General features: G+C 64.6%; 21 protein-coding genes. 10 read left to right on the top strand and 11 right to left on the bottom strand.

The genetic code is table 11. The features are described 5' to 3' along the window. Positions 1-143: 143 nt before the first annotated feature. The 7 genes from gshB to DCO45_RS22070 form a co-directional block, all read right to left on the bottom strand. Positions 144-1,097, bottom strand: coding sequence for a glutathione synthase (gshB, locus tag DCO45_RS22040; protein ID WP_116927810.1), 954 nt, complete (start codon positions 1,095-1,097; stop codon positions 144-146). Between the two features lie 98 nt (positions 1,098-1,195). Next, positions 1,196-2,377, bottom strand: a complete 1,182-nt coding sequence (locus DCO45_RS22045) for a benzoate/H(+) symporter BenE family transporter (protein ID WP_116927811.1) — start codon at positions 2,375-2,377, stop codon at positions 1,196-1,198. Positions 2,378-2,446: 69 nt separating this feature from the next. Further along, positions 2,447-4,324, bottom strand: coding sequence for a potassium transporter Kup (locus tag DCO45_RS22050; RefSeq protein ID WP_243419459.1), 1,878 nt, complete (start codon positions 4,322-4,324; stop codon positions 2,447-2,449). Between the two features lie 161 nt (positions 4,325-4,485). Then, a complete protein-coding gene (gene gshA, locus DCO45_RS22055) occupies positions 4,486-5,775 on the bottom strand; it encodes a glutamate--cysteine ligase (RefSeq protein WP_021026705.1) in 1,290 nt (429 codons plus the stop codon). A gap of 116 nt (positions 5,776-5,891) precedes the next feature. Then, entirely contained in the window at positions 5,892-7,358 is a 1,467-nt protein-coding gene (locus DCO45_RS22060) for a potassium transporter TrkG (protein ID WP_116927813.1), read from the bottom strand. A gap of 9 nt (positions 7,359-7,367) precedes the next feature. Continuing rightward, the gene (gene trkA / locus DCO45_RS22065) at positions 7,368-8,858 is read right to left on the bottom strand and encodes a Trk system potassium transporter TrkA (protein WP_116927814.1); all 1,491 of its coding nucleotides are present in this window, start codon (positions 8,856-8,858) and stop codon (positions 7,368-7,370) included. Positions 8,859-8,978: 120 nt separating this feature from the next. Next, positions 8,979-10,310: a glutamate-5-semialdehyde dehydrogenase gene (locus DCO45_RS22070; RefSeq protein WP_260720303.1), complete on the bottom strand. Its 1,332-nt coding sequence runs from the start codon at positions 10,308-10,310 to the stop codon at positions 8,979-8,981. A gap of 77 nt (positions 10,311-10,387) precedes the next feature. Here DCO45_RS22070 and DCO45_RS22075 point away from each other — a divergent pair, with 77 nt between their 5' ends. Further along, positions 10,388-10,675, top strand: a complete 288-nt coding sequence (locus tag DCO45_RS22075; protein WP_232539465.1) for a hypothetical protein — start codon at positions 10,388-10,390, stop codon at positions 10,673-10,675. 56 nt (positions 10,676-10,731) lie between these two features. Here DCO45_RS22075 and DCO45_RS22080 read toward each other — a convergent pair whose 3' ends face one another. Beyond that, entirely contained in the window at positions 10,732-11,652 is a 921-nt protein-coding gene (locus tag DCO45_RS22080; protein WP_021026709.1) for a phosphoribosylaminoimidazolesuccinocarboxamide synthase, read from the bottom strand. A gap of 483 nt (positions 11,653-12,135) precedes the next feature. Here DCO45_RS22080 and raiA point away from each other — a divergent pair, with 483 nt between their 5' ends. The 3 genes from raiA to hprK all read left to right on the top strand — a co-directional run bounded on the left by raiA (position 12,136) and on the right by hprK (position 14,175). Further along, complete coding sequence (gene raiA, locus DCO45_RS22085; protein ID WP_116927826.1) at positions 12,136-12,468, top strand: ribosome-associated translation inhibitor RaiA; 333 nt, start codon at positions 12,136-12,138, stop codon at positions 12,466-12,468. Between the two features lie 137 nt (positions 12,469-12,605). Further along, positions 12,606-13,091, top strand: a complete 486-nt coding sequence (locus DCO45_RS22090) for a PTS sugar transporter subunit IIA (protein WP_116927816.1) — start codon at positions 12,606-12,608, stop codon at positions 13,089-13,091. 127 nt (positions 13,092-13,218) lie between these two features. Further along, positions 13,219-14,175, top strand: a complete 957-nt coding sequence (hprK, locus tag DCO45_RS22095; protein ID WP_021026712.1) for an HPr(Ser) kinase/phosphatase — start codon at positions 13,219-13,221, stop codon at positions 14,173-14,175. Positions 14,176-14,195: 20 nt separating this feature from the next. Here the strand turns inward: hprK and DCO45_RS22100 are convergent, their stop codons facing one another. From DCO45_RS22100 to fur, 3 genes are all read right to left on the bottom strand, one after another. Further along, positions 14,196-15,404, bottom strand: a complete 1,209-nt coding sequence (locus DCO45_RS22100) for a DUF1501 domain-containing protein (RefSeq protein WP_116927817.1) — start codon at positions 15,402-15,404, stop codon at positions 14,196-14,198. A gap of 11 nt (positions 15,405-15,415) precedes the next feature. Next, the gene (locus DCO45_RS22105) at positions 15,416-17,026 is read right to left on the bottom strand and encodes a DUF1800 domain-containing protein (protein ID WP_116927818.1); all 1,611 of its coding nucleotides are present in this window, start codon (positions 17,024-17,026) and stop codon (positions 15,416-15,418) included. Between the two features lie 146 nt (positions 17,027-17,172). After that, positions 17,173-17,595, bottom strand: coding sequence for a ferric iron uptake transcriptional regulator (fur, locus tag DCO45_RS22110; protein WP_021025553.1), 423 nt, complete (start codon positions 17,593-17,595; stop codon positions 17,173-17,175). Positions 17,596-17,695: 100 nt separating this feature from the next. On the opposite strand from fur, the gene DCO45_RS22115 reads away from it, so the two are divergent. From DCO45_RS22115 to DCO45_RS22140, 6 genes are all read left to right on the top strand, one after another. Next, positions 17,696-18,262, top strand: a complete 567-nt coding sequence (locus DCO45_RS22115; protein WP_116927819.1) for an outer membrane protein assembly factor BamE — start codon at positions 17,696-17,698, stop codon at positions 18,260-18,262. 115 nt (positions 18,263-18,377) lie between these two features. After that, a complete protein-coding gene (gene dapB, locus DCO45_RS22120; protein WP_116927820.1) occupies positions 18,378-19,214 on the top strand; it encodes a 4-hydroxy-tetrahydrodipicolinate reductase in 837 nt (278 codons plus the stop codon). Between the two features lie 45 nt (positions 19,215-19,259). Next, entirely contained in the window at positions 19,260-19,994 is a 735-nt protein-coding gene (locus tag DCO45_RS22125) for a MotA/TolQ/ExbB proton channel family protein (protein WP_116927821.1), read from the top strand. Positions 19,995-20,022: 28 nt separating this feature from the next. Beyond that, the gene (locus tag DCO45_RS22130) at positions 20,023-20,451 is read left to right on the top strand and encodes a biopolymer transporter ExbD (protein WP_116927822.1); all 429 of its coding nucleotides are present in this window, start codon (positions 20,023-20,025) and stop codon (positions 20,449-20,451) included. A 184-nt stretch (positions 20,452-20,635) separates the two neighbouring features. Continuing rightward, positions 20,636-21,637, top strand: a complete 1,002-nt coding sequence (locus DCO45_RS22135) for a DUF2157 domain-containing protein (protein WP_165841256.1) — start codon at positions 20,636-20,638, stop codon at positions 21,635-21,637. After that, positions 21,637-22,714, top strand: a 1,078-nt coding sequence (locus tag DCO45_RS22140) for a DUF4401 domain-containing protein (RefSeq protein WP_116927824.1), incomplete at its 3' end; no start/stop codon positions are given. The genes DCO45_RS22135 and DCO45_RS22140, both read left to right, overlap by 1 nt.

The following is a 22,714-nucleotide window of genomic DNA, read 5'->3' on the forward strand; positions in this document are numbered from 1 at the left end:
CAGCACCTCAAAAAAGCAAACCTTGCGAACCGCCCTCTTTCGAGTCTGGCAGCTTTGCAAGGCATCGTGCTGTCGATAGACGCTATTGTATAGGCGTTTTCCCGAGGCGTCAGGAAAACGTCCGTCTTTTTTGCAGGCGTGTGTCAGACGGCGCCTGCAACGGCCTTTTCCAGCGCTTCGATGAACATGTCACCCACCGGGAATCCGGCCTGCTGCTCGATCTCCTGGAAGCAGGTGGGGCTGGTGACATTGATCTCGGTGATGCGGTGGCCAATGATGTCCAGACCGATCAGCAGCAAGCCGCGCGGCGCAAGACGCGCGCCGATGTGCTCGGCGATGGCCCGGTCCTCGGGCTCCAGCGCTTGGGCCACGCCTTTGCCGCCAGCGGCCAGATTGCCACGCACTTCATTGCCCTGCGGGATGCGCGCCAAGCAGAACGGCACGGGCTGGCCGCCAATGATCAGCACGCGCTTGTCGCCCTTGGTGATTTCAGGCAGGTACTTTTGCACCATCACGCTCTGGGCACCGTCCAGGTTCAAGGTTTCGATGATGCTGCCCAGGTTCATGCCATCGGCACCGACGCGGAAGATGCCCATGCCGCCCATGCCGTCCAGGGGCTTCAAGATGATGTCCTTGTGCTCGGCGTGGAAGTCGCGGATATCTTGCGCGCTGCGGGTGACCAGGGTCACGGGCGCGTATTCGGCAAATTCCATCACGGCCAGCTTTTCGGGGTGGTCGCGCAAGGCGGCGGGCTTGTTGAAGACCTTGGCGCCTTCGCGCTCGGCCTGGCCGAGCAGGTGCGTGGCGTAGAAGTACTCGCTGTCGAAGGGCGGATCCTTGCGCATGACGATGGCGTCGAATTCGGCCAGCTCGGCCCGGCGGCCAGATGCTTCGTCAAACCAGCGCGTCTCGTCACCGGTCAGCACAATGTCGCGCACCTGGGCCGAGACCTTCTCGCCGCTGATCCAGCGGATGTGCCGCGGCTCGCAGACGGTGATGCGGTGGCCGCGCGCCTGGGCGCTGCGCATCATCGCGAAGGTACTGTCCTTGTAGATCTTGAAGGACTCAATCGGATCGGCAACAAAGAGGATATGCATGGTGTGGGTCGGCGGCCTGGGGGCCGCCCTGTGTATTCAATGGCCTTGCCTGCCCACCAGAGGGCCACGCAAGCAGAAACGAACAGAACTGGGCGCGCTCAAGCCGAGCGGCGCTTGCCGTAATGTTGCACAAAAAGCGCAAGGCTGCCTGCGACCACGCCCCAAAAGGCCGATCCCACTCCGGCTATTGTTACGCCGCTCACCGCCACCAGGAAGGTGATCAGCGCCGCTTCGCGGTACTGCTCGCCTTGCAAGGCCGTGTGCAGCCCGCCCCCGATGGTGCCCAGCAGCGCGATGCCGGCGATTGCCACCACCAGCTCATGCGGGAATGCGGTCAGCAGTCCCGCAATGACGACCCCGAACCAGCCAATCAGCACATAGATGACACCGCAGACCACAGCGGCGGCATAGCGCCTGGCCTTGTCGGGGTGGGATTCCGGCCCCATGCAGATGGCGGCGGTGATGGCCGCCAGGTTGATGCCAAAGGCGCCAAAGGGTGCCAGCAGCAAGGTGGCCAGGCCCGTCATCGTGATCAGCTTGGAGATAGGCAGGTCATAGCCCGAGCCCCGGATGATGGCCACGCCCGGCAGGTTCTGCGAGGCCATGGTGACGACAAACAGCGGCAGCGCCAGGCTGATGGCGGCCTGCCAGCTGAAGCTGGGCATGGTGAACACCGGCATCGTCAGGCCCGGCTGCACGGCAGACCACTGGATCTTGTGCTGCAGCAGCGCCACCACAATGCCGACTGCCAAGGTGAGCATGACCGCATAGCGCGGCAGCAGGCGCCGGCCCAGCAGGTAGGTGACCAGCATGGCCACCACCAGCCAGGTATTGGTCTGCGCGGCGGCAAAGGCATCCAGGCCAAAGCGGGTCAGCACGCCCGCCAGCAAGGCCGAGGCAATCGCAATCGGGATGCGGTTCATCAGCCGCTCAAACCAGCCCGTCATGCCTACCAGCGCAATCAATACCGCACTGATAATGAAGGCGCCAATGGCATCACCCATGCCAAACGCCCCGGTGGCGCCGGCCGTGGCCAGCACCGCGGCCCCGGGCGTGGACCAGGCCACGACCACCGGCTTGCGCAGCAAGATGCTGGGCACCCAGCAGCACAGACCGACACCGATGCCCAGCGACCAGACCCAGGACGAGACCTGCGCCGGCGTGGCGCCAAAGCTTTGCGCCGCCTGGAACACAATCGCAATGGAGCTGGTCAGGCCCACCAGCACCGTGACAAAGCCTGCGATGAGCGCCGATGCGCTCATGTCCTTGAAAAACCGCATACACCCTTTCGCGCCGCCAAGGTGTTCGCTGGCCCGGGGTGCGCGCAGCGGGTGAGCAGCCCTGGCTGGTTAAATTTCGAGTTTCGAGCCCAGCTCCACCACGCTGTTGCTCGGCAGCAGCAGGAACTCTGCCGCACCTGCTGCATTGTGGTGCATCTGGGCAAACAACTTCTGCCGCCAAGGTGCCATGCCAGCGCTGGTCTTGTCCGTGGGCACAAACACATCGCGCGAGAGGAAGTAGCTGGTCACCATCTGCCCGGTATCGCAGCCATGGCCGCGCAGTTGGTGCAGCGCATTGGGCACATCCACATCGTTCTTGAAGCCGTAGTTCAGCTGCACGCGCCAGCAGTCGCCGCCCAGCGGCTCGATCACCGCGCGCTTTTCCAGGCCGATCCAGGGCACCTCGTGGTAGACGATGTTGACGAACATGTTCTGCTCATGCAGCACCTTGTTGTGCTTGAGGTTGTGCAGCAAGGCCGTGGGCACCACATGGGCATCAGACGTCATAAACACCGCCGTGCCCGGCACCCGCGTGGGCGGCGCCTGCAGCACCATCTGCAGGAAGGACTGCAGGTCGATGCCATCGGCATGCAGCTTTTGGTAGACCAGCTCACGCCCGCGCTTCCAGGTCATCATCACGACAAACAGGCACAGACCGATGACCAGCGGGAACCAGCCGCCATCGAACAGCTTGAGCAGATTGGAGGCAAAGAAAGTGATGTCTATACAGAAGAAGAACACCGTCGGCGCCAGCGCCATCCACAGCGCATATTTCCAGCCATAGCGCAATACAAAGAAGGTGAGCACCGTGGTGATGGTCATGTCCAGGGTCACCGCAATCCCGTAGGCCGCCGCCATATTGCTGCTGGATTTGAACAGGATCACTGCCAGCACAATGGTCAGGAACAGGCTCCAGTTCACAAAGGGGATGTAGATCTGCCCCGTGTCACGCACGCTGGTGTGCAGGATCTGGATGCGCGGCAGGTAACCGAGCTGGATGACCTGCTTGGTGACGCTGAACGCGCCGGTGATCAGCGCCTGCGATGCGATCACCGTCGCCATCGTCGCGAGCAGCACCAGGGGCAGCAGCGCCCAGCCGGGCGCCAGCATGAAGAAGGGGTTTTTCACTGCCTCGGCGTTCTCCAGCACCAGCGCGCCCTGGCCAAAGTAATTGAGCACCAGGGACGGCATAGCCACGCTGAACCAGGCCAGGCGAATGGGCTTGCGTCCAAAATGGCCCATGTCGGCATACAAGGCCTCCGCCCCGGTCACGCAGAGCACCACGGCGCCCAGAATGATGAAGCTGATGCCCGGATGCCGGCCGATAAAGCCCAGCGCATGGTGCGGGCTGAGCGCCCACAGCACCTGCGGGTGGTCCACAATGTTCCAGACGCCCAAGGCGGCAATGCAGATGAACCAGACCACCATGATGGGCCCGAAGAACTTGCCGATGCCCGCCGTGCCCCGCTTTTGCACCCAAAACAGCAGCAGCAAGACCACCAAGGTGAGCGGAATCACCCAGGACTTGAAGCCGGGCGAGACCACCTCCAGGCCTTCGACGGCCGAGAGCACCGAGATCGCAGGCGTGATCACGCCATCGCCGTAGAACAGGCAGGTGCCAAAGATGCCGACCAGCATCAGCACCGAGCGCAGCTTGGGCTTGTCCTTGACCGCTTGCGAGGCCAGTGCCAGCATCGCAATCAGCCCGCCCTCGCCGTTGTTGTCCGCCCGCAGCACCAGGACCACATATTTGAGCGAGACGATCAGCGTCAAGGTCCAGAACAGGATGGACAGCACGCCGTAGACGTTGTCGTGGGTGAAAGGCACATGGCCTGAGCCAAACACCTCTTTGAGCGAGTACAGCACGCTGGTGCCGATATCGCCATACACCACCCCGATGGCGCCTAGGGTCAGCGCGGGCAGTGCGGATTTATTGTTGTGTTGCACATCAAGCCTTTGTGCCATGCCGCATCAGGCATGCTTGTAGTGGATTGGTTTGCATTGTGCGCCTGTTGTTGCGCCCGCAGTGAAGCCGCGCATCCGGACAAGCCCGAATGGCGGATCAGGAGCGGGCGGCAATCAGAGGTTGTAGGAAGGCCGCAAACGGCTCAGTCGTAGATTTCGGCGTCCGGATCGGTCGCCTCGAGCTCATAGCTGGCCGCCAGCATCGCCAGCCGCGCCACCACGCCATACATATAGAAGCGGTTGGGTGCGCTGGCCCCCACCGAATCGCCCGGCGAGATGCCGTGCTCAAACGACAGCGGGATGAAATGCGCGCCGGGCACATTGAGGTTGTCCTCCGCGCCCTTGTCCGAGTGGGCGCGGTAGTAGCCGCCCACCACATAGCGGTCAATCATGTAGACCACCGGCTCGGCCGCTTCCTTGTCCATGCGCTCGACGGTCTGCACACCCTCCTGGATGATCATGTCGTGCACCTGCTGGCCGTCCTTGACCAGCGACATCTGGTTCTTGGTCTTGACCGACAGCTGCCGCAGCTCCTTGGCGTCATGCACGCTCATCACGCCCATGCCATAAGTGCCGTTGTCGGCCTTGACCACGACAAAGGGCGTTTCCTTGATGCCGTATTCCTTGTACTTGCGCCGTACTTTGGTCAGCATCACGTCGACATCTTCACGCAACTCATCGAGTGCATGCTCACTGCCGTCGGTGAAGTCCACGCCCTTGCGGCTGCTGAACATCGGGTTGATCAGCCAGGGATCGATCCCCATCAGCTTGCCAAAGCGCTTGGCCACCTCTTCATAGCTTTGAAAATGGCGGCTCTTGCGGCGCACGCTCCAGCCCGCATGCAGCGGCGGCAGCACAAACTGCTCGTAGACCTCTTCCAGAATGCCGGGTGCGCCGGTGGACAGGTCATTGTTCAGCAAGATGGTGCAGGGGTCGAAATACTTCAGGCCCACGCGGCGGCCATGGCGCAGCGCCGGCTCGATCACCAGCTCCTTGTTGCCCACCTTGAGCTTGATCGTCTCCTTGACTTCCGGATCGATCGAGCCGATGCGCACATTCAGCCCCGCCATCGAGAAGATATGCTGCAGCTGCACCAGATTGGCCAGGTACTGCGGGTTGCGCGTCTGGTTCTCGGGAATGATCAGCAGGTTGCGCGCCTCAGGGCAGATCTTTTCAATCGCAGCCATCGCCGATTGCACAGCCAGCGGCACCATCTCTGGCGTCAGGTTGTTCCAACCGCCAGGGAACAGGTTGGTATCAACCGGTGCGAGCTTGAAGCCAGCATTGCGGATATCCACCGACGAATAGAGCGGAGGCGTGTGCTCCATCCACTCCAGACGGAACCAGCGCTCGATCGCGGGCATGGCATCGAGCATGCGCTGTTCCAATTCGTTGATGGGCCCCGTTAGGGCTGTTATGAGATTCGGGACCATAAATGAATACTGTTTGAGGGCTCAAAAAAAACGAGCAAAAAACAATTGAGTACCAATTGTAGAGAGTTGAGGGCCAAAGTCACCAGAACTTTGCTGCCGCCCTACCTAGCAAGCACTCACCTTCTCCAGAAAGCCGGCGTCAACAGGGCCAGAAAGCTGAGAATCTCCAGCCGGCCCATCAACATGCCCAAGGTGGTCACGCTCAGCTGAAAGCTGGTCAGGCCGGCGAAATTGTTGCTGGGGCCCAGATCGCCCCAGCCTACACCGGCGCAGTTCACGCTGGCAAGCACAGCGCCCAGCGCGTTTTGCAAATCCATATCCGTGAACAGCAAGGCCATGGTCAGCACAGCGATGGTGGCGCAGTACACCAGCATGAAGGCGAGCACCGAAAAGATCACCCGCTCATCCACTGCCAGGCCCCCCACCGTCACCGGTTGCACCGCATTGGGGTGCACCAGGCGCCGCATTTCACGCCGGGTTTGCTTGAGCAGCAGCAGCATGCGGATCATCTTGATGCCGCCGCCGGTCGAGCCGGCGCTGGTGGCCACGCCTGACAGCAGCAGCATGAAGACGGGCGCAAAAGGCGGCCACAGCCCGAAATCGACGGCTGCATAGCCGGTGGTGGTCGCAACCGATACGGTGTGGAAAACGCCCATGCGCAGCGATTCCAGCGGGCCATACACCCCCTTGAACCACAGCAGTGCCGCCACCAGCAAGCCGCCACCCAGCAAGGTGCCGATGGTGGCGCGGAACTCAGGCTGCCGGTACAGCACCCAGACATTGCGCTTGCGGATGGCCACAAAATACAGCGCGAAGTTGCAGCTGGCCAGCAGCATGAAGACGGTGCAAATGCCCTCGATCAGCGGTGAATTGAAATAGGCAAAGCTGGCGTCATGGGGGGTGAGACCGCCCAGACTCACCGTGGTGAACATGACCATCACCGCGTCCAGCGGCGTCATGCCGGCCAGCCAGTAGGCCAGCGCGCAGAGTACGGAAAACAGGCCGTACACACCCCACAGCCCCTTGGCGGTTTCGGCCATGCGCGGCGTGAGCTTGGTGTCCTTCACCGGGCCGGCGGCCTCGGCGCGGAAGAGCTGGCTGCCGCCCATGCCAATCATCGGCAGGATGGCCACAGCCAGAATCAGGATGCCCATGCCGCCCATCCACTGCAGAAAGGTGCGCCAGATGTTGAGCGACACCGGCAAGGTATCCACATGGTTGAGCACGGTGGAGCCGGTGGTTGTGAGGCCCGAGACCGCTTCAAAATAGGCATGCTGCCAGCTCAGAGCCCGGTCGATGCGCTCAAAGCCCAGGTAGAGCGGCAGCGCCGCAAACAACGGGAACACCATCCACACAAAGGCAACCAGCATGATGCCGTGGCGCGCCTGCAGCTCACGCTGCTCATGCCGAGCCATCCACCACAGCACCGTGCCGCAGGCCCAGGTGATGCCCATGGTCAGCGGGTAGACGCCAAATACGCCATCGTCCGCCCACAGCGAGGAGATCGCGGGCACGGCCATCGTGCCGCCAAACATCAGCAGCAAAATGCCCAATACGCGCAGCACGGGTCGAAGATCAGTCATCGGCCGTGCCTAGAAAAAGGTCACCCCGACACGGAACAGGGCCTCGACCTCATGCACCAGGCGCTTGTTCGGCAAGAAGAGAATGACATGGTCATTGCTCTGGATGATGGTGCCGCTGGTGGGCACGATCACCTCCACCTTCTCGTCATCGCGCTCGTCTTCATCGCGCTCGGCCGCCTCGCTGCCATTGGTGTTGCGCGCATCGGGCGCGGGCAGGCCGCGCACAATCATGCCGATGTGCACATCGCGCGGCAGGCGCAGGCTGCCCACGCGCCGGCCCACGGCCCGCGAGGTTTTCGCATCGCCACGCGCCACAATCTCGATCGCCTCGGCCACGCCACGGCGCAGGCTGTGCACGGCCTGCACATCGCCCTGGCGCACATAAGCGAGCAGCTCGCCCAGGGTGGCCTGGGCGGGCGACAGCGCAATATCAATCTGCGTGCCATGCATCAGGTCGGCATAGGTGCGGCGGTTGATCAGCGCCAGCACCCGGGTCGCGCCCAGCTTCTTGGCCAGCAGGCAGGACATGATGTTGTCTTCGTCATCATCGGTGATGGCCACGAACAGGTCCACATCCTCGACGTTCTCGTTCTCCATCAAGGTCTCGTCGGTCGCATCGCCCTTGAGCACCAGCACATCCGACGGCAGGCGCGAAGCCAGATAGACGCAGCGGTCCTCGCTTTTCTCGATGATCTTGACCTGGAAGCGCCGGGATTCCTTGGTCAGCGCGCGCGCCAGGCGCATGCCCACACGCCCGCCGCCGGCCACCATCACGCGGCGCACCACCTCGGCCTGTTCACCCACCTGGCGGTTGAAGGCTGCCAGCACATCGCCCAGTTGCTCCTTGTCCGACAGCACAAACACCTCGTCGCCCGGCTCGATGCGGGTGCTGCCCTCGGTCGGCACCAGGCGGTCGGCCTCGTGGTGAAAGCGGCGGTAGACGCCCACCACACGCACGGTGCCATGGGGCAGGTTCTGGCGCACATCGGCCACGCTCAAGCCCACCACCGGCGCGCCGCCGCGCGCGCGCACGGACGCCAGCGCCACATGGCCCTGGGCAAACTCGCGCACCTGCAGCGCCTCGGGGTAGGTCACCAGCTTGCCGATGTAGCCCATCAGCGCTTCTTCGGGGCAGAAGGCATGCGTCACCCCAAAGCCGGTGTCGGACAGCAGCTCGGCATGGCTTTTGAGTGCCACCGAGCGCACGCGCACAATGCGGGTGGGGATGTTGAACAGCACCTGCGCGATCTTGCAGGCGGTCAGATTGGTCTCGTCCTGGGAGGTACAGGCGATCAGCATGTCCGTGTCCGCCGCACCGGCCTCGGCCAGCACCTCGGGGCTGATGCCATTGCCCACCACGCCACGCAGATCGAAGCGGCCTTCGAGATCGCGCAGGCGCACACCATCCGTGTCGATCACGGTGATGTCGTTTTTTTCACTCAGCAAGCTTTCGGCGACACTCTCGCCCACGCGGCCTGCGCCGAGGATCAGAATTTTCATAGCATGAGGCGCCAGCCGCTAGGGAGCGGCCTGGCATGGCCGCATCATAACGTGGGCAAGAGGCGGCCGGTCAGCAAAGATCACCGACCAGCGAGCCAGAGCAGCTGGGAGCGACCGGCATCAGCCGCGCACTTCACCTTCGCCCAGCACAATGTATTTCAGCGAGGTCAGCCCCTCGATACCCACCGGTCCCCGGGCATGGAACTTGTCGGTGCTGATGCCGATTTCGGCGCCCAGCCCGTACTCAAAACCATCGGCAAAGCGCGTGCTGGCGTTGACCATGACGCTGGCCGAATCCACTTCGCGCAAAAAACGCTGCGCATGCATGTGGTCGCGCGTGATGATCGCATCGGTATGGTGGCTGGAGTAGTGGTTGATATGGGCAATCGCCTCGTCCACCCCAGCCACCACCTTGATGCTGATGACGGCGGCCAGGTACTCTTCGGACCAGTCCTGCTCGGTCGCCGCCTGCAGGCGGGCACCGGGCACGCCCTGCAGCAGCGCCAGCGCTTCGGCATCGGCACGCATCTCCACGCCCTTGGCCGCAAACACCGCGCCAATGCGGGGCAGAAAATCTGCCGCCACGGCGCGCGCCACCAGCAGGCTTTCGGTCGCGTTGCAGGGGCTGTATTTCTGCGTCTTGGCGTTTTCCGTCACCTTGACGGCCATGTCCAGATCACTAGGCGCATCGATATAGGTATGGCAGTTGCCGTCCAGGTGCTTGATCACCGGCACCTTGGCTTCGCGGCTGATGCGCTCGATCAGGCCCTTGCCGCCGCGCGGAATGATCACATCGACAAATTCGGGCATCGCAATCAGCTGGCCCACGGCCTCGCGGTCGGTGGTCTGCACCAGCTGCACGCCTGTGGCGGGCAAACCAGCCTCCTGCAATGCCTGCTCGACCAGGCGTGCCAGCGCCTTGTTGGAGTCGATGGCTTCGGAGCCACCGCGCAAAATGCAGGCATTGCCGCTCTTGATCGACAGGCTGGCCGCCTCGATGGTCACGTTGGGGCGGCTTTCATAAATCATGCCGAAGACACCCAGGGGCACACGCATCTGGCCCACGCGAATACCGCTGGGCATCTGCTTCATGCCCACCACCTCGCCCACCACATCGGCCATGGCCGCCAGTTGCTCGCAGCCCTGGGCACAGGTCTCCAGCACCTTGGGCGTCAGGCGCAGGCGATCGACCATCGGCGCAGACAGGCCGTTGGCCTGCGCGCGCGCCAGGTCCTTGGCGTTGTCGGCCTGCAAGGCCTCGGTCTGGTCGCGCAGCAAACGTGCCAGCGCCAGCAAGGCCTTGTTTTTGATAGCAGAAGGCGCTTTAGCCATCTGGGCAGAGGCTTGTTTGGCCTGGAGCCCCAGGGCCTGCATGGTTTCCGAAATGTTCAGGGCATTCATGGGGGCTATTGTCGGGCATTTGCGCCCGGGCGGCGAGGCTGCACGGCCAATGGCCCCTGGCAAATCCCAGGCTCGGCCGGCACAAAGGCCTCTACACTGCAGCCATGTTGAGCCACCAGGAGACCACCATGCAATCCGCTGCGCTGCGCCAGTTGGGTGCCTTACAAGACGGACTAGACCATTTCGAGGCCGGCCACATGGATGCGGCGGCCCTGAGCCAGCAGGCACGCGGCTACACCGATTTGCTCGGCGCGCTGCCTGCGCAGTTCCAGGAGGTGTTGCTGCAGCTGCTCGACCGGCTCGAATCGAGCGCGCTGTTTGACGAGGAAAGCTGCTCGTTCAGCCGCAAAGACCTGGTGGACAGCCTGCGCCTGTGGCTGAAAAAGGCAGACGCTAGACTGAGCGCCACGGCCTGAGCGGGCCGCAGCACATACCAGCCTGCGGGGCCATCAGGCCCCCAGCCGTCAGGCCGTCAGGCCGTCAGGCGCTCCAGCGCTTCGCGGTACTTGGCCGCGGTCTTGTCGATCACTTCTTGCGGCAGGCGCGGTGCCGGGGCCGTCTTGTCCCAGGGCTTGCCATTGACCTTGGCCTGCTCGAGCCAGTCGCGCACAAACTGCTTGTCATAGCTGGGGGGGTTGGCGCCGGTCGCCAGCGCGTCGGCATAGCCTTCCACCGGCCAGTAGCGCGAGCTGTCGGGCGTCAGCACCTCGTCCATCAGCACCAGCTTGCCGTCTTCATCCAGGCCAAACTCGAACTTGGTGTCGGCAATGATCATGCCCTTGGTCAGCGCAATCGCGGCGGCCTTCTTGTAGATAGCGATGCTGATGTCACGGATCTGCGCGGCCAGCTCGGGGCCCACCATCTCGACGGTGCGCTCAAAGGTGATGTTCTCATCGTGCTCGCCCGCTTCGGCCTTGGCCGCTGGCGTGTAGATGGGCTCGGCCAGCTTGGCGGAGTTGATCAGGCCAGCGGGCAGGGGCACGCCGCAGACCGCTTGCGATTCCTGGTATTCCTTCCAGCCGCTGCCCGCCAGGTAGCCACGCACCACCGCCTCGATCGGCACGGGCTTCAGGCGCTTGACCAGCATGGAGCGCAGATGCACCTGGGCCACTTCATCGGGCTGCACGGCGGACTCGGGCGCCTCACCGGTCAGGTGGTTGGGGCAGATGTCGCCGAGCTTGTCGAACCAGTACAGCGCCATCTGCGTCAGCAATGCGCCCTTGCCCGGAATGGGCTCGCCCATGATCACATCGAAGGCCGACAGACGGTCCGAGGCCACCATCAGGATGCGGTCGTTGCCGACGGCGTAGTTGTCGCGCACCTTGCCGCGGGCCAGCAGGGGCAGGGAATGGAGCTTGGAGGTATGCAGTGCAGAAGGTACGGGCTGGGTCATGGTGATGCAGAACTATGGACAGGCACCCTGCGGGAAAACGGAAGGCACGGACAGCCGCGCAACCTCGGCAAGGCAAGCGCTCGATTGTAGTCGTCACCCCCCATGACCTCGCCCGGGTTGCCGGGATGCCTTGGATTGCAGTGCAGTATTGGGCGCCGCAGCGCCTCGAACACGTAGGCCCTTACGTGCTGGCGCACCAAGTCAGCGCTGCTTGCCACTGGTTTCAATTGCGCCCAAAGCGCCATGCGCCGCGCATGGGCCCTCCATTTTTTGCAGCACGGCGCGGCGCATTTGTAACCAACGCGGCGGCCTTGCGCGGCCATCCCGGCCCAGAAACCCAGTGAACCGGGTTGTCATAGACTTGCAATTTTGCAGGTCCGGGCGCATCATGGTTTACACGCATGCATGTGTTTCCCCCTCGGGGTGGCTTGGGTTTTAAACGGCCTCAGTCACTTTTCTCGGTTTGCAGAAGGAGACTTATTCATGAACCTGACGATCAGTGGTCACCATTTGGCGGTGACCCCGGCGCTGCGCGAATATGTAACATCCAAGCTGATGCGCATTACGCGACACTTTGACCAGGTGGTGGATGCCAAAGTTTTACTTTCGGTGGAAAAGCAGAAGGAAAAGGAGAAACGGCAGCGTGTGGTGTGCAATCTGCGGGTGAAGGGTGATGAACTCTGTGTTCAGTGCTCTCACCACGATTTGTACGCCGCGGTAGATGCTTTGGTCGACAGGCTGGACCGTATGGTGGCCCGTCACAAGCAACGTGTTCAATCCCACTACAGCGATGCGTTGCGGCAAGCAATGGCGTAAACCCTCTGCTTTTTGCTGAGGAAAAAGATTCTGTTTGAGTACTGACCGATAATACGTGCAGCAACACCTGCATCCAGGTGTTGCTGCGTTCGTTTGATCATGCTCTCCAGTAGCTAGCCATATAGCCGCACTCCACTATGAACTGTCTTGCCTCTATCTTGCCTCCAGCTCAAGTGCTAGTGAGTGTGGATGTTTCCAGTAAAAAACGTGCATTTGAAGAAGCGGGCCTGCTGTTCGAGAGTCTGCACGGCCTCTCGCGCGCCTTGGTCACCGACAGCCTGTTTGCACGCGAGCGACTGGGCTCGACCGGTCTGGGGCATGGCGTGGCCATTCCGCATGGGCGTATCAAGGGCCTCAAGTCCCCGATGGCGGCGGTGTTCCAGCTCGAGCGCGCCATTGGCTTTGACGCCCCTGATGAGCAGCCGGTCAACCTGCTGATCTTTTTGCTGGTGCCCGAAGCGGCCACCCAGCAGCATCTGGAGATCCTCGGCGAGATTGCCGAGCTGCTGTCCAATGCCAGCCTGCGCGAGCAGATGAAGGCCAGTACCAATGCCGAGCAGCTCCACCAGATGATCGACACCTGGCAATCGTCTACCAACAACACCTCGACCGCCCACGCCTGAACGCCGCACGCCTGCGCCAGCAGGCCCAAGCAAGCACGCGTATCTGCCTTGAACCCCGTTTTTCCTGCTAGTCTTTCACACTGGCGGGTGGCTTTGCTGCGCGCTCTGGCTTTGAAAGGACTGCACCGTGAAACCCAATGTCGTAAGCGCAGATGTGTTGTTCGAGGAGTTCCGTGCCTCGCTGCGCTGGGAATGGCTGGCGGGCCTGGGGGCCTCCGAGCGCCGCTTTGACGAAGTGGCGGTGCGCAGCGCCCGCTCCAGCGCCGACCTGGTGGGCTACCTCAACTACATCCACCCCTACCGCGCGCAGGTGCTGGGCGAGCGCGAGATCGCCTACCTCACCAACTCCACCACCGAAGACTGCCGCCGCCGCATCGCCCGCATCGTGACCCTGGAGCCGCCGGTGCTGGTGCTGGCCGATGGCCAGGGCGCCCCTGACGAGCTGCTGTCCATGTGCGAGCGCGCGCACATCCCGATGTTCTCCACCAAGGAGTCGGCCGCCTTTGTCATCGATGTGCTGCGCGCCTTCCTGTCCAAGCATTTCGCCGACCGCACCACCATGCATGGCGTGTTCATGGACATCCTGGGCATGGGCGTGCTGATCACCGGTGAATCCGGCCTGGGCAAGAGCGAGCTGGGCCTGGAGCTGATCACCCGTGGCAACGGCCTGGTGGCCGATGACGCCGTGGACCTGTACCGCATCAACCAGACCACGATCGAGGGCAAATGCCCCGACCTGCTGCAGAACCTGCTGGAAGTGCGCGGTATCGGCCTGCTCGATATCCGCGCCATCTTTGGTGAGACGGCCGTGCGCCGCAAGATGCGGCTCAAGCTGATCGTGCACCTGGTGCGCAAGGAAACCATGGAGCGCGACTACGACCGACTGCCCGCCGCACCGCTGACCCAGGATGTGCTGGGCATTCCGGTGATGAAGGTGGTCATCCAGGTGGTGGCCGGCCGCAATATCGCCGTGCTGGTGGAAGCGGCGGTGCGCAACACCATCTTGCAGCTGCGCGGCATTGACACCTACCAGGAGTTTGTCGACCGGCACCGCAAGGCCATGGCCAGCGGGCGTGAGTTTTAAAACCACCGAGGCCTGCAGCCTCAAACCAGCCGCAGGTCCTTGACCGCGGCCTGCGGAAACACCTGCTGCAGCTGCGCCGTTGACAGGCCGTACATGCGCGCAAACAGGCCGCCCAGCACGCTGCGGTACTCGTTGAGCACGGGGTAGTCGCGGTTCTGGAACAGATTCGCCTCGCTCACCTCGATCTGCTCGCCCACAATGCGCCCACCGGCCTGCGCCGACAGGCCGCCGCCCAATATCCAGTACGCGGTGCCATGGCCGTGGTCGGTGCCCTTGTTGCCGTTTTCACAGAAGGTGCGGCCAAACTCGCTGACCACCGCGACGACGGTGTGGCGCCAGGGCTCGGCGCCCATCTCCTGCGCAAAGGCGGCCAGGCCCCGGCCCAGGTCATCGAGCCGGTTGGCCAGGTTGCCGCTTGCATTGCCCTGGTTCACATGGGTGTCCCAGCCGCCCACATCGACAAAGCCCAGATCGAACTGGTCACGCATCAAAGTGGCCATGCGCTGGGCCACCAGGCTGAAGCCCTTGGCGCTGATGGCATCACGCCCGGCCTTGTCCATCTCCTCCTGCATGCCGCGCAGCACGGCCGCGCGCACCTCAAAGCCTTCGTTGACGGCAGGCGCCAGTGCGGTGCCGGCATACATCGCGGCAATGGCGCGGCTGCGGTTGGCATCCACGCCGCCCTTGCCGACATTGGCCAGCGCGGTATTGGCAATGCGGGCCGGCCCGCGCATGCACAGCGGCAGTTGCGCGGTGAACGCCATCGGCGCCAGGTCGCTGCGCCCCTGCAAGGTTTGCGCCAGGCGGTTCATGAAGCCGCTGCGCAAACTCGGGTGGGCATCGAGCGGCTGGCCCAGCTCGATCGAGTCCTGGGTTTCAAAATGGCTGCGGGAGAGGTCGTCGGTGCCGGCAAAGGGCACAAAGCAGGCCTGCTTGCTGCGCCACAGCGGCAGCACGCTGCCTTCCATCGCCGGGTGCAGGCCCCAGCGCGTATCCAGCGGCAGCGCGCCATTGGCCTCGTCCGGGCGTGCGATGGCGATCGTGGGGCGCGCGGCGTAGTAGAAGTCGCTGTGCGTGGGCACCAGCAGGCTGTTGCTGTCGTAGGCGCCGCGCAGGAACACCAGCAAAAAGCGCGGTGTATCGCTGCGGGGCGCTGCTGCGCGGGCCCGTGCCAGGCTGAAGGCCAGCGGCAGGCTGGCGGCGGCAGAGAGAAAGTGGCGTCTTTGCATGGCGTACCTCGTCAGCGAACCATCATTTCGGGGGCGGAGAGAAAGTAGGTATTCCAGTCGGGCACATTGCGCGCCTTGGCCAGCGCGTCGCGCGATGCCGCGCTCCACTGGGCCACGCGCGCCTGGGCGGTGGCACGCTGCGCCAGGTCCGGGTACGGCGGCTGCTCCAGCGCGGCCTGAGGTTCGGCGCGGAACAGCACGGCACTGCGTGTCGCAATCTGCCGCGCCACATCAAAGCGCGCGGCCATCTGTCCGGAACTGGCCCAGTCCGATTGCGATACGGGGTAGCCATCGGGCGTTTCATGGCCGTAGAGGGGCTGGCCCAGGCGGTTGATCCAGCCGATCACCGGGCGCACATCGCTGGCTACGCGCTCGTCATAGCCCAGGCGCACGGCGCCCAGCACATAGTGCATGGGGTCCTTGAAGCGCTGGCCTTGCTGGGCCAGCGCCTCGGGCGCGGTCAGCAGCGCACGCAAGGTGGTGGCCATATCGCCATGGCTGCGCGAGAAAGCCGCTGCCGTGCGCTGCACCAAGGCGGGTGGCGGGTTGTCGCTGATAAAGAACACCGCCAGCTTGCGCGCAATGAACTGCGCCGTGGCGGGCGAGGCCACGATGCGGTCCAGCGCCTCGTCCACCGCCGCCATGCCCTTGGCTCGCAGCGGCTGGCCCAGCAAGACCTGGGGCGCATAGTCGTGCCGCTTGGGGTTGAACTCGAAAAAGCCATCGCGCAGGTAATCGGCCTGCAGCTCGGGGTCCATCCGCGGCGGCGGTGCATCGGCATCGCGGGTGCTGAAGCCCACGCCCGTCAGCACATGGGCCATGGCCTGCACATCGGCCTGGGTGTAGCCGCTGCCCACGCCCATGGTGTGCAGCTCCAGAAGCTCGCGGGCGTAGTTTTCGTTGATGTGGCCTTTGGCGTTGCTGGCGTTGTCCAGGTAGAGCAGCATCGCCGGGTGGCGCATGCTCGCTTCGAGCAGCGTGCGGAAGTTACCCAGGGCGTTGGGGCGGATCGCCCGCTCCTCGTAATCTGCTATCCACAGCCGCGTTTCGGCCTTGCGCGTGCTGACATTGAAGTGGTTCATCCAGAACCAGGTCATCTGCTCCTGCAGCTGGGCGGGCGAGTACAGCGCACGCAGCACCTGGCGCTGCTGGGCCTGGGCGGCGAGCTGGTTCAGGTGGCGCTGCACTTCCTGGCGCAGGCGCGCGCCTTCGCCCTCTCCCTGGCCTTGCTCGGTGGCGGTGCGGGCAGCCAGGCGCTGCGCAGCAATGTCGCGCTGCAGCTCCAGCATGCTGCGCTGGCTGATTTCCAAGGCCGCAATCTGCTGCTCGGCCTGGGCGGGCAGGCGGGGCGGCTGGCGCGGCGCGAGCTGCGCATCCAGCCAGCGCTGCAGGCCCAGGCGCTGGAGCTGCTGGTCGGCGCTGTCGCTCGCGCCCCAGCTGACGCGGTCCAGCCATTGCAGGCGCTGGGTGGCGCTCAGCGGCACCGCTGCCGTATCGGGCAACGCCGCCTGCGCGCTGGCCGCATCTGGCGGCGCATGGGAGGCGCAGGCGCCAAGCCACAAGGTGCCCGCCAAGGCGGCGGCGCTGAGGGTGAGCAGTCGGGGCAGTCGGTTAGGGCGCATGGGGAGTCTGGAGCCTGGTGCAGAAGGCCCCATGGTGCGCCTGTGCCGTCGCGCTGCTGTAAAGCTATGTGTGCAAAACGTAAAAAGCGAAGCGTTTTCGGCGCTTCGCTTTTCAGATTCTGGCGGGCAGCGGTGGGATGCCGTGCTTATTTGGCCTTGACCGCGCACTCCGCGCATTGGCCGTACAGGGCCATCGAGTGGTCATGCACGATCCAGCCCTTGCTCTTGGCAATGGACTGCTGGCGCTTTTCGATCTCGGGGTCATAGAACTCCTCGACCTTGCCGCAGCTGGTGCAGACGAAATGGTCGTGGTGCTGGCCTTCGTTGAGCTCGTAAACCGCCTTACCGCTCTCGAAGTTACTGCGGATCAGGATGCCGGCCTGCTCGAACTGGGTCAGCACGCGGTAGACCGTGGCCAGACCGATGTCGGAGCGCTCTTCCAGCAGCACGCGGAACACATCTTCCGCCGTCATGTGGCGCTGAGCACCATTCTGGAAGATATCCAGAATCTTCAGCCGAGGCAGCGTTGCCTTGAGGCCAGTGCTTTTGAGTTCTTCAATATTTTTCATAACAAGGTCTTTCAAGTGGGCCCGATTGGTATACGGACTTCTGGAGAAGGCCTGGAGACCAGCCGCTACAATGGCCGATCATATCGCTATGTCTAAAACCATGCCTGAATTTGTTCGTTCCGGTGTCCGCATGGCGGCGCTGTTGGCCCTGGGCGCCAGTGTGGCCGCTTGCGGCTCCTTCAATGAAGCCAGCCGTAAGTTCGCCAGCGCCATCACCCCCTACAAGGTGGAGGTGGTGCAGGGTAATGTGATCACCAAGGAGCAGGTCGACGCGCTGCAAAAAGGCATGAGCCGCCAGCAGGTCAAGGATCTGCTGGGCACCCCGCTGCTGGCCAGCGTGTTCCACGCCAACCGCTGGGACTACGTGTTCACCATCAAGCGCAAGGGTGTGCCCGAGCAGGAGCGCCGCTTTACCGTGTACTTCAACGACACCGGCCTGGAGCGCTTTGAAGGCGATGAGATGCCCAGCGAGCAGGAGTTCGTCGCCTCGGTCACGACCTCGATCAAGAACCCCAAGGTGCCGCGCCTGGAAGCAACGCCCGAGGAACTGGCCAAGTACAAGGCCGATCAGCCAGCCCCCGCCCCCAGCGCCGACACCAGCAGCAGCGACACGCGCACCGCCACGCCGCCTGCCAGCTACCCGCCGCTGGAATCCCCCCAGCGCTGATGCCATGGCGCTGGCATGCCCCCGCCCTGCACTGGCAGCGGGTGGCCAGCGCCGTCTTTGGGCCGTGTCCGATGTTTGCTGAGATGCCGCCCGTTTGAGCCCCAGGAAACTACCCATGACCGCCCCCCTCTCCCCCGACAACAGCCCCCGTATTGCCGTCGCCATTGCAGGCGCCAGCGGCCGCATGGGCCGCATGCTGATCGAAGCCGTGCTGGCCAGCACGGACCTGCAGCTGAGCGGCGCGCTCGATGCCGCCGGCAACCCCAGCCTGGGCACTGATGCGGGTGCATTCCTGGGCCGCAACACCGGCGTGCAGATCACCGCCGACCTGGCCCAGGGCTTGCAAGGCGCTGATGTACTGATCGATTTCACCCGCCCCGAAGGCACGCTGGCCCACCTGGCACTGGCGGCCGAGCGCGGCGTGGGCGTGGTCATCGGCACCACGGGCTTTAGCGAGGAGCAAAAGGCGCAGATCCGCCAGTTTGCCGACAAGACGGCGGTGATGCTCTCGCCCAATATGAGCGTGGGCGTGAACGTGACTTTCAAGCTGCTGGAGATGGCGGCCAAGGCCTTGCAAGAAGGCGGCTACGACATCGAGATCGTCGAAGCGCACCACAAGCACAAGGTCGATGCCCCCTCGGGCACGGCGCTGAAAATGGGCGAGGTGATTGCCGAGGCCCAGGGCACACAGCTGGCCGACCGCGCCGTCTACGAGCGCTTTGGCCACACCGGCGCGCGCGTGGCCAACAGCATTGGCTTTGCCAGCATGCGCGGCGGCGATATCGTCGGCGACCACACCGTGTTGTTTGCCGGCGATGGCGAGCGCATCGAGATCTCGCACAAGTCCAGCAGCCGCGCCGGTTACGCCAATGGCAGCCTGCGGGCAGCGCGCTACCTGGCGCGCCAGAAGACCGGCCTGTTCGACATGTACGACGTGCTCGGCCTGAAATAAACCCAGCCCGGCACACCCACCCCGCTATTACAAGGACGGCCAACCATGACGATGGGGCAATGGCTCTCGCAAGCAGACGGCGTCGCCCGGGCCACGGCCCTGGTCTTGTTGCTCATGTCCGTCACCAGCTGGGTGCTGATTCTCTACAAGGCCTGGTGGCTGGGCCGCGCCCATGGCGCCACCTTGCGGGCCACCGATGCTTTCTGGCAGGCCAGCAGCTGGGAGCAGGCACGCCTGGCGCTGCCAACCATTGACCGCGCCGCCTTGCTGACCCCGGTAGCCGATGCGATTGCGCACATTGTGGCGGCCGAGCCCGCAGCCAACCACAGCCTGGCTGTGGCCAGCGGCGCCCAGGTGCAAACCACCCGCGTGCTGCGCGAGGCGCTGCATGGCGCCAGCCACCGGCTGCAATGGGGGCAGACGGTGCTCGCGTCCATTGGCGCCACTGCCCCCTTTGTCGGCCTGCTGGGCACCGTCTGGGGCATCCACCAGGCGCTGGCGGCACTGGCCGGCGCCGAGCATGTCAGCCTGGAGCAACTGGCCGGCCCCGTGGGCGAGGCGCTGGTGATGACCGCCGCCGGCCTGGCCGTTGCCTTGCCGGCCGTGCTGGCCTACAACCTGCTGGGCCGCAAGCTCGCGCAGGTCGAGGAGCTGCTCGAAGGCTTTGCCCACGACATGCAGACCTGGGCCTTGCAGCAAGCCGCCCAGGCGCCGCAGGCCTACGCCGGCATGCAGGCCCACAATGCCGTGGATAGCATCGCCCTGGTGGGCAGCCGCTGAGCCGCCGCCAACCCAGGCCCTTCGCACCATGGCATTCGGTCGCTTCAACAAAACCCCGGCCAGCGCGCCGATCAGCGCCATCAATGTGACGCCGCTGGTGGATGTGATGCTGGTGCTGCTGGTTATCTTCATCATGGCAGCGCCCTTGCTGGCCGCCTCCATCCGCCTGGACCTGCCCCAGGCCGCCAGCGCCACCCGGGCCAATCCGCCGGCGGCGATTGCGGTGCAGCTCAATGCCCAGGGCGCGCTGTTTGCCGATGGCCAGCCCACCGACATGGAGGCCCTCAAAGCGCTGTTCAAGCAGCAGGCCGAGCGCAATCCGCAGACCGAGGTGCAGCTGTCCATCGACCAGAGCCTGCCCTATGCCCGCGCCGTCGAACTGATGGATGCGGCGCAAAGCGCCGGCCTCAGCCGCATGGGCTTTGTGGCCCAACCCCAGGCTGCCGCCGCACGCTGAGCACCCCGGCCCGGTCTCGCCTGGCGGGCTCCGGCAGTATCGTTTGAAGCTACCTGAACTGGCGCATGCCCTGGCCCAGAAGCGTTTGGTTATATTGCAGGCTGTGTGCAGGCTGCCTGGGGCGGCTGCACCAGGGCCACCGCTGCACCGCCGTGCAAGCGGCCCACCAACGAGGAACAAACGCATGGACTCCACCCTGTACCAGGTCAGCGCCCAGTCGGCGCCAGGCGACCCGCGCATCGCGCCGCTGTATGCACTGGCTGTCTCAGCCGGTGCCCCGGCCGATCTGGCCCGCAAAATCCGCGCCGGCCTGCTGCTGGTGGCCGCGCTGCTGGTGGCCAGCGGGCTGATCTTCTGGGTGGCGGCCAACTGGCAGGCGCAGTCGCACTGGTTCAAGCTGGGCCTGATCGAGGGCACGCTGGCGCTGTCCGTGCTGGCCGCCTGTCTGTGGCCGCGCCTGCGGCTGGCGGCGCTGCTGTGCGCCACCCTGGTGCTGGGCGGCCTGCTGGCCTATGTGGGCCAGACCTACCAGACCGGCGCCGATGCCTGGCAGCTGTTTGCCGCCTGGGCGGCGCTCTCGCTCATCTGGGTGGCACTGGCTGCCAGCGATCTGCTCTGGTGCGTCTGGGTGCTGATCGTCGCAGCCGCCATCGTGTTCTGGACCGGCAAGCTCGACCTCTGGCAGGTCCTGGTCGCCGACCGCGATACCCTGCCCCAGCTGCTGCTGCGCCTGGCGCTTTGGCTGGCGCTGGCGCTGGTGCCGCTGCTGGTGTACTGCGTGCCGGCCCTGCGGGTGCGCGGCGGCATGGGCTGGTGGTCGCAGCGCCTGGCGCTGGGCGGCGCGCTGGCAGCCTGGTCGGCCATTGCCACCGTACAGCTATTTGACGAGGCCACGCGCCAGACCCTGGCGGCCTTTGCGCTCAGCGGCGCCTTGGTGGCTGCCAGCTTGCTGGTGGCGCTGTTCAGCCGTTTTCGCGACTTTATCTGCACTTGCCTGGCCACCTTGGCCGCCAATGTGCTGGTGCTGTCGCTGATTGCCCGCTGGATATTCGAGTGGCATGAGACCGAGGCCCTGCTCGCCTTTGCCGTGGTGGTGATGGTCTGCCTGGGCGCTTCGGTCAAGGCCTTGATGGCAGCGCAGCACTACCTGCATGCCCAGCAGCGCGACCACCAGGAGGTGCTGTGATGGCTGCTATCCGTCCTCTGTCATTTCTGCGCACGCAACCGGCCTGGTGGTCCCCGGCCCGCCAGCAAGGCCTGGTGCAAGGCGATGCGCCTGTGCAAGATCTGGATGAGCCCCCGGTCCTGGTGCTGGCGTTGGCCATGCTGGGTGCGCTGGCCAGCCTGGTGCCGCTGGCGGTATTTCTGGCGCTGGCGCTGGGCGAGCGTTTTGTCTTTGGTGCCGGCGGCGTGGTGCTGGGCCTGGTGTTTCTGGCCGCAGCCGGTGGTTTGATGCGCCAGTCCCGCCATGCCTTCATCAACTGCGTGGCGCTGGTGCTCTGGTGCGCGGGCGGGCTGCTGGTGCTGGTCAACCTGGGCGATGTGGCTGACTCACGCCTGGGTGTGCTGCTGATTGGTACGGTCTCGGCGCTGGTGCTGATGCTGGGCGCCGCGCTGGCGCAGATGCGCTGGATCCAGTCGCTGATGGGCCTGGGCTGGGGCATGGCCGTGGTGGTCAGCCTCATGGCGCTGCAGTCCTGGCTGCCGGCCTTGCTGCCGCTGCAGCTCGATGCGCTGCTGCCCGCGCTGCTGTGGTGCCTGTGGCTGCGTGCCGAACCCGCGCGCCTGGCCACGCCGGCGCAGCGCTGGTCCCGGCCGCGCTGGGCCGCCTTTGCCGATGCGGCCATCGTCGGCGTGCTGATCAGCAATTTCGCCTCGGGTTATGTCGCCCGCGCCATCTTCTGGGAGCAGAGCGGCGACTTCATGCCCTGGGCCATTCCTGCCGGGCGCGCGCTGGCCGTGGTGGTGGTGGCGCTGTCGGCCTGGATGCTGGCCCGCCAATGGCGTGCGCGCGGCACCACCAACCGCCAGGGCGAGCACAGCCTGCTGCTGGCGGGCGCCATGCTGGCGCTGGCCGCCTGGTTCAGCACCGGGCTGGCCGTTGTTGGCCTGGTCGCCGCGGGTGCCTTGCTGGCGGCGCGCTGGCGAATTGCCGTACTCTGCGCGCTGCTGGCGCTGGTCGCGCTAGGCCAGTTCTACTACCACCTGGGTTGGTCGCTGGCGGCCAAGGGCCTGGGCCTGGCGCTGGCTGGCGCGCTGCTGC

Origin of the sequence: Comamonas sp. JNW, assembly GCF_003105075.1 — a bacterium.
In the GTDB taxonomy this organism is placed as follows: domain Bacteria; phylum Pseudomonadota; class Gammaproteobacteria; order Burkholderiales; family Burkholderiaceae_C; genus Comamonas; species Comamonas squillarum.

Bases quoted from the DNA above. Each gene is read 5' to 3' on its own strand.
- fur (WP_021025553.1), bottom strand. From the start codon at position 17,595: ATGAAAAATATTGAAGAACTCAAAAGCACTGGCCTCAAGGCAACGCTG.
- DCO45_RS22060 (WP_116927813.1), bottom strand. From the start codon at position 7,358: ATGACTGATCTTCGACCCGTGCTGCGCGTATTGGGCATTTTGCTGCTG.
- DCO45_RS22080 (WP_021026709.1), bottom strand. From the start codon at position 11,652: ATGACCCAGCCCGTACCTTCTGCACTGCATACCTCCAAGCTCCATTCC.
- raiA (WP_116927826.1), top strand. From the start codon at position 12,136: ATGAACCTGACGATCAGTGGTCACCATTTGGCGGTGACCCCGGCGCTG.
- DCO45_RS22135 (WP_165841256.1), top strand. From the start codon at position 20,636: ATGGACTCCACCCTGTACCAGGTCAGCGCCCAGTCGGCGCCAGGCGAC.
- DCO45_RS22130 (WP_116927822.1), top strand. From the start codon at position 20,023: ATGGCATTCGGTCGCTTCAACAAAACCCCGGCCAGCGCGCCGATCAGC.
- DCO45_RS22075 (WP_232539465.1), top strand. From the start codon at position 10,388: ATGCAATCCGCTGCGCTGCGCCAGTTGGGTGCCTTACAAGACGGACTA.
- DCO45_RS22090 (WP_116927816.1), top strand. From the start codon at position 12,606: ATGAACTGTCTTGCCTCTATCTTGCCTCCAGCTCAAGTGCTAGTGAGT.
- gshA (WP_021026705.1), bottom strand. From the start codon at position 5,775: ATGGTCCCGAATCTCATAACAGCCCTAACGGGGCCCATCAACGAATTG.
- DCO45_RS22105 (WP_116927818.1), bottom strand. From the start codon at position 17,026: ATGCGCCCTAACCGACTGCCCCGACTGCTCACCCTCAGCGCCGCCGCC.
- DCO45_RS22115 (WP_116927819.1), top strand. From the start codon at position 17,696: ATGCCTGAATTTGTTCGTTCCGGTGTCCGCATGGCGGCGCTGTTGGCC.
- trkA (WP_116927814.1), bottom strand. From the start codon at position 8,858: ATGAAAATTCTGATCCTCGGCGCAGGCCGCGTGGGCGAGAGTGTCGCC.
- DCO45_RS22045 (WP_116927811.1), bottom strand. From the start codon at position 2,377: ATGCGGTTTTTCAAGGACATGAGCGCATCGGCGCTCATCGCAGGCTTT.
- gshB (WP_116927810.1), bottom strand. From the start codon at position 1,097: ATGCATATCCTCTTTGTTGCCGATCCGATTGAGTCCTTCAAGATCTAC.
- DCO45_RS22125 (WP_116927821.1), top strand. From the start codon at position 19,260: ATGACGATGGGGCAATGGCTCTCGCAAGCAGACGGCGTCGCCCGGGCC.
- dapB (WP_116927820.1), top strand. From the start codon at position 18,378: ATGACCGCCCCCCTCTCCCCCGACAACAGCCCCCGTATTGCCGTCGCC.
- DCO45_RS22100 (WP_116927817.1), bottom strand. From the start codon at position 15,404: ATGCAAAGACGCCACTTTCTCTCTGCCGCCGCCAGCCTGCCGCTGGCC.